Origin of the sequence: Brevundimonas sp. TWP3-1-2b1, from assembly GCF_049896165.1 — a bacterium.
In the GTDB taxonomy this organism is placed as follows: Bacteria; Pseudomonadota; Alphaproteobacteria; order Caulobacterales; family Caulobacteraceae; genus Brevundimonas; species Brevundimonas subvibrioides_B.
The window spans coordinates 49,050-61,444 of the sequence record NZ_JAFCTT010000008.1 but is presented as its reverse complement, the minus strand read 5'-3'; the positions used below and the strand labels follow the sequence as shown (position 1 = coordinate 61,444).

The 12,395-nt window shown below is 68.5% G+C and carries 14 protein-coding genes; 4 read left to right on the top strand and 10 right to left on the bottom strand.

Annotation, left to right across the window (positions count from 1 at the left end; translation table 11 throughout):
• Position 1 precedes the first annotated feature (1 nt).
• Both ACP7AB_RS09395 and ACP7AB_RS09390 read left to right on the top strand, forming a co-directional pair.
• Positions 2 to 553: a TadE/TadG family type IV pilus assembly protein gene (locus ACP7AB_RS09395; RefSeq protein WP_425991935.1), complete on the top strand. Its 552-nt coding sequence runs from the start codon at positions 2 to 4 to the stop codon at positions 551 to 553.
• Complete coding sequence (locus ACP7AB_RS09390) at positions 550 to 1,095, top strand: TadE/TadG family type IV pilus assembly protein (RefSeq protein WP_425991937.1); 546 nt, start codon at positions 550 to 552, stop codon at positions 1,093 to 1,095. Before ACP7AB_RS09395 ends, ACP7AB_RS09390 begins: the two co-directional genes overlap by 4 nt.
• Here the strand turns inward: ACP7AB_RS09390 and ACP7AB_RS09385 are convergent.
• Genes ACP7AB_RS09385 through ACP7AB_RS09365 form a run of 5 tightly spaced genes read right to left on the bottom strand, consistent with a single transcriptional unit; the run spans position 1,092 to position 4,724 of the window.
• Positions 1,092 to 2,390 (bottom strand): anthranilate synthase component I family protein, encoded by a 1,299-nt coding sequence (locus ACP7AB_RS09385; protein WP_425992047.1) that lies wholly within the window; start codon positions 2,388 to 2,390, stop codon positions 1,092 to 1,094. The two genes, ACP7AB_RS09390 and ACP7AB_RS09385, sit on opposite strands and share 4 nt — an antisense overlap.
• Before the next feature lie 2 nt (positions 2,391 to 2,392).
• Positions 2,393 to 3,172 carry a tyrosine-protein phosphatase gene (locus ACP7AB_RS09380; RefSeq protein ID WP_425991939.1) on the bottom strand — a complete coding sequence of 260 codons (780 nt, stop codon included), beginning with the start codon at positions 3,170 to 3,172 and terminating at the stop codon, positions 2,393 to 2,395.
• Between the two features lie 19 nt (positions 3,173 to 3,191).
• Positions 3,192 to 3,494, bottom strand: coding sequence for a winged helix-turn-helix domain-containing protein (locus ACP7AB_RS09375; RefSeq protein WP_425991941.1), 303 nt, complete (start codon positions 3,492 to 3,494; stop codon positions 3,192 to 3,194).
• Positions 3,495 to 3,496: 2 nt separating this feature from the next.
• The gene (locus ACP7AB_RS09370; RefSeq protein WP_425991943.1) at positions 3,497 to 4,123 is read right to left on the bottom strand and encodes a hypothetical protein; all 627 of its coding nucleotides are present in this window, start codon (positions 4,121 to 4,123) and stop codon (positions 3,497 to 3,499) included.
• A gap of 28 nt (positions 4,124 to 4,151) precedes the next feature.
• Entirely contained in the window at positions 4,152 to 4,724 is a 573-nt protein-coding gene (locus ACP7AB_RS09365; RefSeq protein WP_425991945.1) for a hypothetical protein, read from the bottom strand.
• Between the two features lie 243 nt (positions 4,725 to 4,967).
• Here ACP7AB_RS09365 and ACP7AB_RS09360 point away from each other — a divergent pair, with 243 nt between their 5' ends.
• The gene (locus ACP7AB_RS09360; protein ID WP_425991947.1) at positions 4,968 to 5,714 is read left to right on the top strand and encodes an SAM-dependent methyltransferase; all 747 of its coding nucleotides are present in this window, start codon (positions 4,968 to 4,970) and stop codon (positions 5,712 to 5,714) included.
• Between the two features lie 235 nt (positions 5,715 to 5,949).
• Here the strand turns inward: ACP7AB_RS09360 and ACP7AB_RS09355 are convergent, their stop codons facing one another.
• The 3 genes from ACP7AB_RS09355 to ACP7AB_RS09345 form a co-directional block, all read right to left on the bottom strand.
• Complete coding sequence (locus tag ACP7AB_RS09355; RefSeq protein WP_425991949.1) at positions 5,950 to 7,404, bottom strand: AMP nucleosidase; 1,455 nt, start codon at positions 7,402 to 7,404, stop codon at positions 5,950 to 5,952.
• 66 nt (positions 7,405 to 7,470) lie between these two features.
• Positions 7,471 to 8,355, bottom strand: a complete 885-nt coding sequence (locus tag ACP7AB_RS09350; RefSeq protein ID WP_425991951.1) for an alpha/beta hydrolase — start codon at positions 8,353 to 8,355, stop codon at positions 7,471 to 7,473.
• Between the two features lie 58 nt (positions 8,356 to 8,413).
• Complete coding sequence (locus tag ACP7AB_RS09345) at positions 8,414 to 10,429, bottom strand: AsmA family protein (protein ID WP_425991953.1); 2,016 nt, start codon at positions 10,427 to 10,429, stop codon at positions 8,414 to 8,416.
• Positions 10,430 to 10,664: 235 nt separating this feature from the next.
• On the opposite strand from ACP7AB_RS09345, the gene ACP7AB_RS09340 reads away from it, so the two are divergent.
• A complete protein-coding gene (locus ACP7AB_RS09340) occupies positions 10,665 to 10,979 on the top strand; it encodes a hypothetical protein (protein ID WP_425991955.1) in 315 nt (104 codons plus the stop codon).
• Positions 10,980 to 10,986: 7 nt separating this feature from the next.
• Here the strand turns inward: ACP7AB_RS09340 and ccmB are convergent, their stop codons facing one another.
• Both ccmB and ccmA read right to left on the bottom strand, forming a co-directional pair.
• Positions 10,987 to 11,652, bottom strand: coding sequence for a heme exporter protein CcmB (gene ccmB / locus ACP7AB_RS09335; RefSeq protein WP_425991957.1), 666 nt, complete (start codon positions 11,650 to 11,652; stop codon positions 10,987 to 10,989).
• Entirely contained in the window at positions 11,649 to 12,272 is a 624-nt protein-coding gene (gene ccmA / locus ACP7AB_RS09330; RefSeq protein WP_425991959.1) for a heme ABC exporter ATP-binding protein CcmA, read from the bottom strand. Before ccmA ends, ccmB begins: the two co-directional genes overlap by 4 nt.
• Between the last annotated feature and the right edge of the window lie 123 nt (positions 12,273 to 12,395).

Genomic DNA, 12,395 nt, shown 5'->3' with positions numbered 1-12,395 from the left:
CATGAGCCGGTCCCTGTTCCGCAGGCGCGGCCGGGCCGCCGTCCGCACGCCCCGTGAAGGCGCTGCGGCGGTCGAGTTCGCCATGGTCGCAGCCCCGTTCTTCTTCATGATCTTTGCGGTGCTGGAACTCGGTCTGGTCTTCCTGATCGACTCCACGCTCGAGAACGCCGTGTTGACCGCCAGCCGGCTGGTTCGCACCGGCCAGGCCGACACCGGGAACATCTCCGCGGCCCAGTTCAAGACAGCCCTGTGCGCCGAGATGAGCGTCTTCCAGGGCGACTGCGGCAGCCGCGCCGACGTCGATGTCCGCGTAATGCCCCAGTTCACCGACGGCATCCCGGACAGTCCGATCCGCAACGGCGTCATGAACACCGGCGATCTTCAATATAACAAGGGCCAGCCCGGTGACCTGATGCTGGTCCGCGTCTGGTACTCCCAGCCGCTGGTCACACCCTTCATGCAACAGGCCATGTCGCGGCTGAACTCCGGCGCCGCCGTGATCTCGGTCGCCACCGCCTTCCGCAACGAGCCCTATCGCGGGTCGACCCCGTGAGCCTGCGCCGCTCCGCCAGCCTGGGCTTCCTGCGCCGTTTCGGTCGCGACGGGTCCGGCGTGTCCGCCGTCGAATTCGCCCTGCTCGCCCCCGTCCTGATCCTGATCTATTTCGGCCTCGCCGAGTTCTGCCAGGCCTATATGGCCCAGCGCCGCATGGGGCACTCGACCTCCCAGGTCGCCGACATCGTGGCCCAGTACCAGGCGGTCGACACCGACCTGATCGACGACACCTTCGCCATAGGCGGCCTTGTCCTGGCGCCCTTCCCGGACAGCGCGCTGAAGCTGCGCGTCACCGCCATCACCCGGGGAACCGACGGCGTGGCGCGGGTGACCTGGAGCCGGGGCAAGGGCATGACCGTGCGCACGGGGGTCGTGACCGTTCCCGCCGGCCTGATCGAGAACGGCGAAAGCATCATCATGAGCGAGGGGACCTACGACTATGTCTCGCCGCTCAACCAGGTCCTCGGGACCAAGCAATTCAGCCACACCTACTGGCTGCGACCGCGGCTGGTGAACACCATCACCTGCACCAACTGCTAGCCGATAAGGGCCTGGCGGATCGCCGCGATCTTGGTGTCCGTTTCCTGAAGCTCCGAGGCCGGATCGCTGTCCGCCACGATCCCCGCCCCGGCCAGGGTCCGGAACGCCCAGGTCTCACCCTCGTGCCAGAAGGCGATGGTCCGGATCAGCACCGAGGCTGTCAGCGCGCCGTCGTCGTCCAGCAGGAACAGACTGCCGCACCAGGCCCCGCGCGGGCCTTCGTGAGCCGCAATCACCCGCATGGCCTGATGCTTGGGCGCGCCGGTGATCGATCCCGGCGGGAATGACGCCGCCAGCACCTCGGCCGGACCGACGCCCGGCTCGGCCACGCCGGTCACGGTCGAGACCAGGTGGTGGACAGTGGCGAAGCTCTCGAGCTCGAACAGCGTCTCGACCACGACGGAGCCCGGTCGCGCGACCCGCGACAGGTCGTTGCGCATCAGGTCGACGATCATCAGGTTCTCGGCCCGATCCTTGGCGCTGGCGATCAGTTCGGCCGCCTGTGCCGCATCGATCGCGGGGTCCGCGTCGCGAGGGCGGGTGCCCTTGATCGGCCGCGTCTCGATCCGCCGGGTGTGGGGATCGAAGGTCAGGAACAGCTCGGGCGAATTGGACACCAGCACCCGGTCCCCGATCCGCCAGAAGGCGCCATAGGGCGCCCCTCCCGCCGCCAGCCGGGCGAACACGTCGAAAGGATCGGCGTGGGGTTCGAGTTCGCCGCTCCAGGCCCGGGCGATATTGGCCTGGAACAGTTCGCCGGCCGCGATCCGCGCCACGACGTCGGCGACGGCATCGGTGTAGTCACGCTCGGGCCGCTCCGGTTCGAAGCGCGCGGCCGGGACGCCGCCGGGCGCGACAGGGGTCGCCGAAGCGATCCAGCCGACGGCCTCGTCCGCCGTCCCGGTCGCCTCGCCCTCGTCCCTCCCCAGCCCCATGGCCGAGACCGTCCGCGCTTCGTGATCGAAGACCAGCATGGCCGGATAGCGGGCCAGCATCAGATCCGGCCAGTCTCCCGGCGACGCCCCCCGGTCTCCGGTCGCGGGGCGGGCCCCGGCGTCATAGGTCGCCAGCCCGACCACGAACCGGTCCATCCCGTCCTCGGTCAGGGCGGAGAAGGACTGGGACGCCTCCATCCGCGTCGCGACGATCCGGTCGGGGGCGCAGGCGACCCAGGAACGCCGCGCCTTGGGGCCGCCGTCGGACAGGAGGCACAAGGCCCCCTGGCGATGCGCCAGCCCGGCCGCGACGGCCAGGGGCTCGACCCAGTCGAGGGTCCTGACGACGCGGACGGGCATGGTCACGCCGCCAGCCGCTCCGTGATCCGGGCGCGCAGGGCGGCATCGACCCCGAGCGCCTGTTCCAGATAGGCGTCGATCGAGCCGTACCGCTCATTGATGGCGGCGATGGCGGCGTCCAGATAGGCGGGCTCGACCCCCATGAAGGCCACCACGGCGCCGTGCGAGGCCTCCCGCCCGGTGAAGCCCTTCAGCTGTTCGGCGATGGCCGGCGCGCGGCCGACCAGATCCACTGCTGTATTGGTCAGCAGGTAGTCCTCCATCAGGTCGTCGTGGCCGACGCCCAGCAGGTGATGGGTCAGGGCCGCGAGCATGCCCGTCCTGTCCTTGCCCGCCGCGCAGTGGATCAGAACCGGGCGGTCCGTCTCGCCGAGAGCCCGGAAGTAGCGGCCGAACAGGTCGATGTGGGCGGGAGCGAAAGGCAGTTCCCGATAGGTGGCGGTCATGAACCGGCGGCCCGAGTTGGGCGTCAGGTCGCCGCTCTTGAGAAAGGTGATGTGCGGAGCCTCGCCCGCCTCATCGAGATCGCTCTCGAACACCTGGCCGGTGAAGTTGGCGGCCCGCTTCGACGGCTGCCGACGCCGTTCGACCGGCCGACGCAGATCGACGACCACGCCGAGGTCCAGCGCCGCCAGCCGAACCAGATCCGCCTCCGAGGCCGAGGCCTGATGCGCCGACCGGAACAGCCGGCCCGTCTTGAGCGCACGGCCGGCGGCGGTGTCGTAGCCGCCGTAGTCGCGGAAATTGTCGAGCGCGTCGAAGGCGTGAATGCGGGAGGTCATGCCCTCCCTATAGGGTGTTTCAGCGCGGCCCGACCAGCCCGGCCATGGCGTCCAGATAGGCGACGAAGGCCCCCCTGCCGACTTCGGTCATGGAGGCCTCGGTCAGGGGCTTGCGACCCACGAACCGCTTGGTCACGGCGACGAACCCCGCCTCCTCCAGCTTCCTCAGGTGGACCGACAGATTGCCGTCGGTGGTCTGGAGCCGCGCCTTCAGGGTGCCGAAGTCGGCGCTCTCGATCCCGGACAGGGCCGCCATGATGCCGAGACGAACCCGTCCATGGATGACGTCGTCGATCCGGCCGATATCGAAATCGTCGGCCATTCTCAGCCCCGGCTCGCCTGGCGCATCAGCAGGAACCCGGGCAGGGCCATCAGCAGATAGAGAGCCGCGGCATAGGCCAGATATTGAGCCGTCGAGCCCGAGAGCAGGGCCAGCAGGGGCGCCGCGACGAAGGACGCGATCGCCAGGACCCAGAGCATGCGCTGGCGCAGCATGGTCGCGGAGACGGCCCAGCCCATGCCGTAGAAGGCGATGATGATCGAGGGGATGGCCAGCGACCATTCCGCCATATTCACCTCGCCCGTCCGGCTGACGTCTAGCAACATCAGGGCCGTGAACAGCGAAAAGATGCCCCACCCCAGGGCCGACCAGACGCTGCCGAAGGCGCGATTGGCGGCGGTCTCGACTCCGCCCTGGGCCTTCAGCCGACGGATCAGGACGACCAGGGTGGCGAAGAAGACCAGCAGGGCCACGCCCCAGATCAGGCCGTAACCGCCGGGATCGACGGGAAACAGGCCCGTGATGATGAACCAGTGCGCGACGCTGGCCGTGCCCCAGATCAGTCCGGCCGCGCACAGGATGGACCCGCCATGAGGCGGCGTCTTCGCGCCTTCCTCGGCGAGACTGCGCAGCCAGGCGATGTCGGCGGTGTCGTTGTTCGGATCGGTCATGTTCGGGTTTTCCAGTTCGTGTTCGGTGTCAGCGGGCGCGGCCGAAGGCCAGCATCAGACCGGGGATCAGGGCCGCGCAGGCCAGACCGCAGGCATAGGCGAGGTACTGTGTCGGCGTGCCGACCAGCGACGCGACTCCCATCGTTCCGCCCAGGGCTCCAAGCGCCACGCCGCCCGCCCAGGATGGGCCGCCCCGGAAGGCCGCGACGGCCCAGGCGGCGCCGTAGAAGGCCAGACCGATCGGCGACATCCACATCATCAGCAACCAGTTCTGCGTCAGGCCGGATACGATCGCCAGCGACACAGCCGCGACGATCTGGAACAGGATGGCCCAACGCGACCACGAGGCCGCCCGCAGCGCCGGTTCACCGCCAGCGCCGCGCAGGCGTCGCACGATGATGATGAAGGCCGCGACCGCGACCGGCCAGGTCAGGGACAGCAGGACCGGGTGCAGAGGCAGGGCCCCGCTCATCACGCCCCACTGGAACAGGTTGGCGGCGCCGAAGATCGAACCGGCGGCGATCAGGTTGCGACCGGCCGCGACGGCGAGCGTAGGCTGGGCCTGGAAGGCGGCGACGGGGTCGAAGGTGGTGGCGGCCATCGCGGGTGCGTCCGTGGGGTGATGCGCCTCAATCCCACATGTACTTTGTGTTGTAAAGTGCTTTTTGTTACGTCGTTCTTCCTTCCTCCGTGCGCCCCGGCGAAGGCCGGGGTCCAGATGGAGGACGCCGACTCATCAAATAGCCTGCGGTGCGATATCCCAAACTTCCGCATCCGTGATCTGGACCCCGACCTTCGCCGGGGTGCACGGATGTCGGAGAGCACCAGACCATCGGATCCGCCCATGACGCCGACCTACCACAGCATCGCCTATGCCGGATTCGAGGTCGCCAACCCCGTGACCCTCGACGCCATACTGGGCTTGGTCGCCCGGACCGGCCTGCCGGAAGGCGCGGTCGCGCTGGACATCGGCGCCGGCGCCGGAGGCGTGTCGGTCGCCCTTGCGCGGGACTTCGGCCTGCGGGTCCAGGCGATCGAACGCTATCCCGACATGGCGGAGATGATCCGCGACCGCGCCGAAGCGGCCGGCGTCGCAGACAGAGTCGCCGTGGTCGCCGAAGGCTCGGCCACGGCGCTCGACCGGCTCGCCCCCGCCGACCTGATCGTGGCCCTTGGCTCGACCGAACCGGCCGGGCCGGGCATCCGGTCCGCCACCGGGATCTTCGCTCGCCTGTCCGACAGACTGGCCTCGTCCGGCTGGCTGCTGTGGGGGGATCTGACCTGGAAGGGCGAACCGCCCGAGCCCCTGCGTCAGGTGATCGGAGCGACCGGCGACTACGCGACCCACGAGGGCTGGCTGGCCGCCGCCGAAGCCGCCGGACTGGAGGTCGTCTCGGCCGGGATCGCCCCGGACGACGACTGGGACGCCTTCTTCGGCGGTGCCGACACGCGCGTCCGCGACTGGCTCGTCGCCAATCCCGAGGACCCGACCGCGCCCTCGATCCGCCGGCGCGCCGACCTGTCCAAGGCCACCTTCGACTTCGGAAGGCCCTGGCTCAGCTTCGGTCTCTACCTGTTCAGGAAGCCCTGACGGCCTCGCTCAATAACTTCCGATGCCCGGATTGACGCCCATACCCATCAACGGATCGTCCGAATCCGCCTTTCAAATCAGAGGCCGGGTCTAACGAAGGGCGTTTTGTTCGACGCCCCTTGCAGCCGGGTTACAATCCTCGCGAACCGGGCTTTCGCCCGCCGCCCAGCAAAGGAGATTTCGTCCGTTTCGTCCGTTTCGTCAGGGTGTTTTCCGTCCGGACGAACCGGACCGGTCAGCGGAACGGCGGCTCGTCGAAGGCGCGCAGCTTGCGGGAGTGAAGGCTCGCTCCCTCCTTGCGCAGCAGGTCGATCGCCTGGATGCCGATCTGGAGGTGTTCCGAGATCGAACCCTCGTAGAAGCGGTTCGCCTGGCCCGGCAGCTTGATCTCGCCGTGCAGCGGCTTGTCGGAGACGCACAGCAACGTCCCGTAGGGCACGCGGAAGCGGTAGCCCTGGGCCGCGATCGTGGCAGATTCCATGTCGATGGCCACGGCGCGAGACTGGTTGAAGCGCAGCGCCGACTTGGAATAGCGCAGCTCCCAGTTCCGGTCGTCGGTGGTCACCACCGTGCCGGTGCGCAGGCGCCGCTTGACCTCTTCGCCCGGCGCGCCGGAGACCTGTTTGGCGGCGTCGTAGAGGGCGCGCTGGACCTCGGCGATCGAGGGGATCGGGATGTCCGGCGGCAGGACGGCGTCCAGCACATGGTCGTCGCGCAGATAGGCGTGGGCCAGGACATAGTCGCCGATGGTCTGGCTGGGCCGAAGGCCGCCGCAGTGGCCGATCATCAGCCAGGCGTGCGGCCGGGTCACCGCCAGGTGGTCGCAGATCGTCTTGGCGTTCGACGGCCCGACCCCGATGTTGACCAGGGTGATGCCGTTATGGCCCGGCGCGGTCAGGTGATAGGCGGGCATCTGGTGCTTCTTCCAGGCCGCATCCATGACCGCATCGGCGTCCGCGGTCTCGCGCGTGATCACCACGCCGCCGGCGCACGACAGGGTCTCGTAGATGCTGTTCGGGTCTTTCAGCTGCTCGCAGGCCCACCGAACGAAGTCGTCGACGTAGCGGTTGTAGTTGGTGAACAGGATGTAGGACTGGACGTCCTCGACCGGCGTGCCGGTGTAGTGCCTGAGCCGCGCCAGCGAGAAGTCGGTGCGCAGCCCATCGAACTGCGACAGGGGAAAGTCCTGGTTCAGATTGAACAGGCCGTCGGAGATCTCGTCCCCGATATGGGCCAGGTCGGTGGTCGGGAAATATCTCGCGATGGCCGCCGTCTGCGACGGGTTCAGCACCACGTCCGAGCCGTCGAGCACATAGGGGAAGGGGATCTCCTGCTCCGACGGTCCGACCTCGAAGGCCACGTCGTAGTCGTGCTGCAGCAGGGTCAGCTGCTCCATCAGATAGGGACGGTACAGATCCGGCCGGGTGATCGTGGTGGCGTAGACGCCCTGACGCGACATCCGGGCATAGGAGCGGATCGGCAGATTGGTGGGGCGGTCGCCGAACCAGCTGATCTTCAGGGAGGGGTAGGAAAACAGCCCGTTCGCCCGGGCCTCGGGGTCCGCTCGCTCGCCCGTGGCGAGGAAGGTCCGGACGGCGTCCCGCAGGGCGGCGACGGATTGGGTGTAGAGGGTTTCGAGGCGATCCAGCGCCTCGGGCGCCGAGAGCGCCCCGTTTTTCTGTTCTGTCATGACCTCCTCTAGCGGATCATCGTGGCTCTGGCGAGACGGCAGCGCTTCATGTCGTGTGAGCGTCCGTTACGGGCTCGTCGCGACCTGGCCCAGCTCGCGATGGAAGAAGGCGGAGACGTCGGCCAGCACCAGCGCTTTCCTGCGGAACAGGGGCGAGAAGGTCGCGATCAGGTCCTCGTGGCTGAGACCCGGATAGAGTTTCGCCTCGCAGCGCCCGCCCAGTTCGCGCATCCGGGCGTCAAGCAGGAGGGTGTCCTCGTCGTGGACGATGACGTCGGCCGTCCCGTGGCCGAGCCACAGGGGCGGGGCGTCCGCGCGGGCGAAATGCAGGGGCTGGGTCTGGACCGGGTCGGGCGCCTGGCCGAAGGCATTGATGGAAGACGCCACGTCGAACGGCAGGAAGTCATAGGGACCGGCCAGGCCCGCCGTCGCCCGGATCAGGTCCGGCTTGCCGACCGCGGCCATATAGCTGCGATCCAGGGTGATCATCATGGCCAGGTGGGCGCCTGCCGAATGGCCGATCACGCCCAGCCGCGCCGGATCGCCTCCATAGGGCGCCGCGACCTCGGCGACCCGGGCGACGGCGGCCGCAGCATCCTCGATGAAGACCGGGAACAGCACCTGCGGCACCAGCCGATAGTCGGGCACGGCGACGACGAACCCTTGAGCCGCGAGAGCTTGCGCCGCCCAGCCGTAGAGGTCCTTCGCCCCCGAATCCCAGCCGCCGCCGTAGAAGAAGACCAGCACCGGCAGGGACAGACCGGCGACGTCAGGGGCGTAGATGTCGAACCGCTGGCGAGGATCCGCCCCGTAGTCCAGGTCGCGCGCCACCCGACGGACGCCCCGGTCGCGCGGAGCCACCGCATTCAGCACGCCGAGGGGACTGCAAGCGGCGCCGAGCGACGCGACCATGGCGCCGAGCGTCGGCGCGAGCAGGCCTCTACGGGTCATCGGATATTTCTCTCACGGACGGGACGAGGTCAGATACGCACGCCTGCGCCGTCCGGCCTCACCGCGCATTGGCGATCAGCGAGCCGCAGTTGGCGTCCTCGGCCAGACCGGGCTCGACGAAGGCGAAAAGCGCCGCGATCGGCGCGACCACAGCGGCCAGCAAGCCGGTCAGCCCGGCCTGGACGACGACAGCGCCCGTGTCCACGCCGACGCTCGGCGCCGACAGATGACCGCGCACAAGGATGGGGGCCCAAAGGCGCAGGAGACGCGGCCTCTTCGATTCGCCTTCGATCTTCAGGTCCAGCGTCTCGGTCCCGAGATTGATCGAGCCCGATCCTTGCGCCAGCACCACGTCGGTATCGACGACGAAGGTCTTCGCCCGAGCCACACCGTTTGTGACCTCGAAGTCGGCGACGGCGCAGCGGATCGAACTGCGCGACTGGTCGCCGCTCAACAGCTTCAGCAGGCCGGCGCTGGCGTTGACTCCCAGCAGTTCAGCGAAGGCGGCGCGCAGTTCGCCCTGGGGCACGACAAGGCTGATCGAACCCTTCGATCCGGCGGCGAAGCGATGGATCGAATTGCCCTGCCCCTCCAGACGCGCACGCCCCAGTGCCCGGCCCGTGATCGGCGCCACGCCGCCCCGGACCGGCACGATCGATTCCAGCGGATAGCCCGCCAGGCGGAAATCGATGGTGCTGTAAGGCATGTCACGTGTGGCGTTGATTCTCGCCGTCCCGTTCAGCTCGCCGCGATTGAAGGCGAAGGAGACGGGATCGAGATCGAGGACGCCTCCCTCCAGCACGGCGCCGAGGCGCACCGTACGGATGTCGAGGTCGTTCGCCTTCACGCTGGCTGCGCGATAGGTAAGTGTCCCGTCCATGGTCCGCAGGCGATCGACCTGCAGGGTCGCGTCGGGCAGCAGCATTTGCGGGCCAGAGCCCGAGGCCACGGTCGTCGTATTGGTGCCCGCCGCATTCGTCCGCGTATCGGCGCCCAGGATCGCCATGAGGTCATCGATGTCGAGTAGTCGCGAGGCCAGCTCCGCCTCAACTCTCAACCGCTCTCGCGCATCGACCCGCACATCGCCGGAGAGGTCGGATGCGCCGACGCGGCCATTGAAGTCGGTGAACGTCCAGATCGCATCGTCGCGGGTCAGGGCGCCGGACAGCCGATAGGGCGGGGTGTTCGGCAGGGTGACGCCAGTCAGCAGATAGAGGTCGTTCAGGTCCTGACCCTGCAGGCTCAGGGTCGATGTGAACTGACCCAGATCGAACGGTCGGGTGATCGACCCATCCGCCACCAGCCGGGAGCGCGCGCCGGCCAGGGTCGCTTCGAACCGATAGGGCCGGTCGCGGCGGATATTGATGAAGGGCCCGCCTTCGATCCTCAGTGTCAGGGGCGAGCCGTTGACCGATCCCTCGCCGGTGAGCCGGAAGCCCGTGTCGCCGTCGGCTGCGCTGGCCGCCTCTCGCGCGGTGATCGCGGCTTCCAGGGTAATGTCGCGATCCTGGGCGTCCAGCGAGATGAGGCCGTCCTCGATGACCAGCTGGTTGATGAGCGGCAGCTTCAGGCCCTCGCCGGTGTCCGGATTGTTGGGCTCAAGATCCCAGCTCTGCCGGCCGTCCTTGGTCGAGATCAGCACGACCTTGGGCCGCGTGACGGCCAGAAGCGGCATCTCGATCTGGCCGGCGAACAACTTCCTCAGCCGGAACTTCGCCTCGATCCGTTCGACATTGGCGGTGTCGGCCTCGCGCGCCCACTCAGGACCGCCGAACTTCAGGTCGCGCACGATCACCGACGGTGTCCAGCTGAACAGGGTGACGTCGAGGTCGCCCTGGAGCGCGATCTCGCGATCGTATTTCGCCGAGGCCCAGCGCCCGATCGGCTCTCTCAGCCAGTTCCAGTCGAACAGCAGCAGGAAGATCGCCACAGCCAGAATCAGCAGCAGAGTGACCGAGGCGGCAACCTTCTCTGTCCGCCCGGGGCGGCGGAAGGAGCCATAGACAGGATCGTTCTCGACCACCCAGTCGCGCCAATCGCGCATCCGCGCGCCGGCCGGGACCAAGGCGCGCATGCACACTTCCCGCCAGTTCGATGGCAACTTCAGGAAGTTGGGGAGGAAGCGCTTCACGGTGGAACACAACGCACCAGACGCCGGAAAGGCGCCAAAGCCCCTTGTCCGAGATTGCGAGCCATCGCTAGTTTCATCCGTTTGCAGCAGAATTGTCTTATTTTCTTTACAGAGGCTCGATTGCGCGCATTATTCCTCCGAACCCTGATGTCTTTCGGGTCTTGAGGAGGAGCCCGCCATGAACCGTTTCACCACTATCGCCGCCGTCGCCGCCCTGGCCGCGTCCGTCGCCGCCCCTGCCTTGGCGCAACAGAACCGCCTGCCGACCGAGGCGCCCGCCGGCGCCCAGCGCGTGGTGATGATGTGCACGAACGACGCCGCGACCCGCAGCGCCTTCCGCCGCGAGCACGGCGCACCCCCGACCTTCGTGACCGCCGATCAGGTGCTGCAGGCCCGCGCGACCGGCGAGGCCTGGTCCGCCCCGCGCTGCATGAACACGCGCGAGCATGGCCGTCTGACCCAGACGCTGAACACCTACGCCTCGGTCCGCTGAGGCTCGACTACCCCTGGGCGCTGCGGATCGCCGCAGCGCCCGCCGGAGGGGCGATGACGGCCGCGAACAGCACATAGGCCGTCAGCAGCGCCAGCGCCGACAGCGGGCTCAATCCTGCCGCCGCCCGGTCAATCGCGCCTGATCCGAACACCACCGGCGGAATGAACAGCGGCAGCACCACGACCGCGATCAGCAGACCGCCGCGCTTCGCTCCCAGCGCCAGGGCCGCACCGAGCGCCCCGGTGAAGGCGAAACCCAGACCCCCGACCAGAGCTGACAGCGCCGTCAGCGGCGCCAGTTCGATCGACTGACCCAGAGCCAGGGCTGCGAGGGGCGCAGTCAGGGCCAGCGGCAGGCCGGTGGCCAGCCACTGGCTGATCGCCTTGATCGCGAACACCGCCTCCAGCGGCAGCGGCCCGGTCGCCAGAAGATCCAGCGCTCCGTCTTCCAGATCGCGCTCGAACAGCCGCTCCAGCGACAACAGGCTCGATAGCGCCAGCGCCAGCCAGGCGATCCCTGCCGCGACGGGCTTCAGCACATTCGGATCGCCCCCCGCCGCCAGCGGCACGACCGTCGTCAGACAGGCGAAGAAACCGCAGGCCAGCAACGGGCCGCCGCCCCCGCCCCAGGCCAGGGCCAACTCGCGCCGGAAGAGGATGTATGCCGCGCTCATCGCCCCGCCCCCAGGTCCAGAGGCCGGGTCGGGATCGGCAGCGGATCATGCACCGCCGCCAGGATCAGGCCGCCGTCGGCCAGATGCCGGGCCATCATCGCCCCGACCACCTCGCGCCACCGGGCGTCCAGCGGACTTAACGGCTCATCCAGCAGCCACAGGGCGCGCGGCGACCCGATCAGCCGGGCCAGCGCCAGCCGACGTCTCTGACCGGCCGACAGCTTGCGCACTTCCAGATCCAGCAGCGGCTTCAGGCCCAGGGTCGCAATCGCCTCGTCGATACCGTCGTGGCTGTGGCCCAGCCACCGCGACTGGAACATCAACTCGTCGCGCGCCGTCCGGCCCGCCTTGAGAGCGTCCAGGTGGCCCAGCAGATGCACTTCATGCGCCCGCGCCCGCGCCGGTTCGATCGGCTCGTCGTCGGCGTCGCGAAACGCGATATCTCCAGCCTCAAAGCGGATGAATCCGGCGATGGCGCGCAGCAGCGACGTCTTGCCCGCGCCGTTCGCCCCGGTCAGGGCCACGGCCTCGCCCGACGACGCCGCGAACGACAGGGCGCTGAAGAGGGTGCGTTCGCCGCGGGCGAGCCGAAGGTCGGTGATGGACAGGGTCGAAATCACGGCCGCGAGCCCCTAAATTTGCGACCCGTTCTCAATGTCCCCACAGCCGACGTGGATACATGGACGCACCCCGCAACCACCGCTATATCCGGCCTCGCCGCAGCAGGCTGTCGCCGCGCGCGC

What these genes read in the sequence shown, in the direction of transcription:
- ACP7AB_RS09395 (WP_425991935.1), top strand. Translation starts at nt 2, where the DNA reads ATGAGCCGGTCCCTGTTCCGCAGGCGCGGCCGGGCCGCCGTCCGCACG.
- ACP7AB_RS09385 (WP_425992047.1), bottom strand. Translation starts at nt 2,390, where the DNA reads ATGCCCGTCCGCGTCGTCAGGACCCTCGACTGGGTCGAGCCCCTGGCC.
- ACP7AB_RS09380 (WP_425991939.1), bottom strand. Translation starts at nt 3,172, where the DNA reads ATGACCTCCCGCATTCACGCCTTCGACGCGCTCGACAATTTCCGCGAC.
- ACP7AB_RS09375 (WP_425991941.1), bottom strand. Translation starts at nt 3,494, where the DNA reads ATGGCCGACGATTTCGATATCGGCCGGATCGACGACGTCATCCATGGA.
- ACP7AB_RS09370 (WP_425991943.1), bottom strand. Translation starts at nt 4,123, where the DNA reads ATGACCGATCCGAACAACGACACCGCCGACATCGCCTGGCTGCGCAGT.
- ACP7AB_RS09365 (WP_425991945.1), bottom strand. Translation starts at nt 4,724, where the DNA reads ATGGCCGCCACCACCTTCGACCCCGTCGCCGCCTTCCAGGCCCAGCCT.
- ACP7AB_RS09360 (WP_425991947.1), top strand. Translation starts at nt 4,968, where the DNA reads ATGACGCCGACCTACCACAGCATCGCCTATGCCGGATTCGAGGTCGCC.
- ACP7AB_RS09355 (WP_425991949.1), bottom strand. Translation starts at nt 7,404, where the DNA reads ATGACAGAACAGAAAAACGGGGCGCTCTCGGCGCCCGAGGCGCTGGAT.
- ACP7AB_RS09350 (WP_425991951.1), bottom strand. Translation starts at nt 8,355, where the DNA reads ATGACCCGTAGAGGCCTGCTCGCGCCGACGCTCGGCGCCATGGTCGCG.
- ACP7AB_RS09345 (WP_425991953.1), bottom strand. Translation starts at nt 10,429, where the DNA reads ATGCGCGCCTTGGTCCCGGCCGGCGCGCGGATGCGCGATTGGCGCGAC.
- ACP7AB_RS09340 (WP_425991955.1), top strand. Translation starts at nt 10,665, where the DNA reads ATGAACCGTTTCACCACTATCGCCGCCGTCGCCGCCCTGGCCGCGTCC.
- ccmB (WP_425991957.1), bottom strand. Translation starts at nt 11,652, where the DNA reads ATGAGCGCGGCATACATCCTCTTCCGGCGCGAGTTGGCCCTGGCCTGG.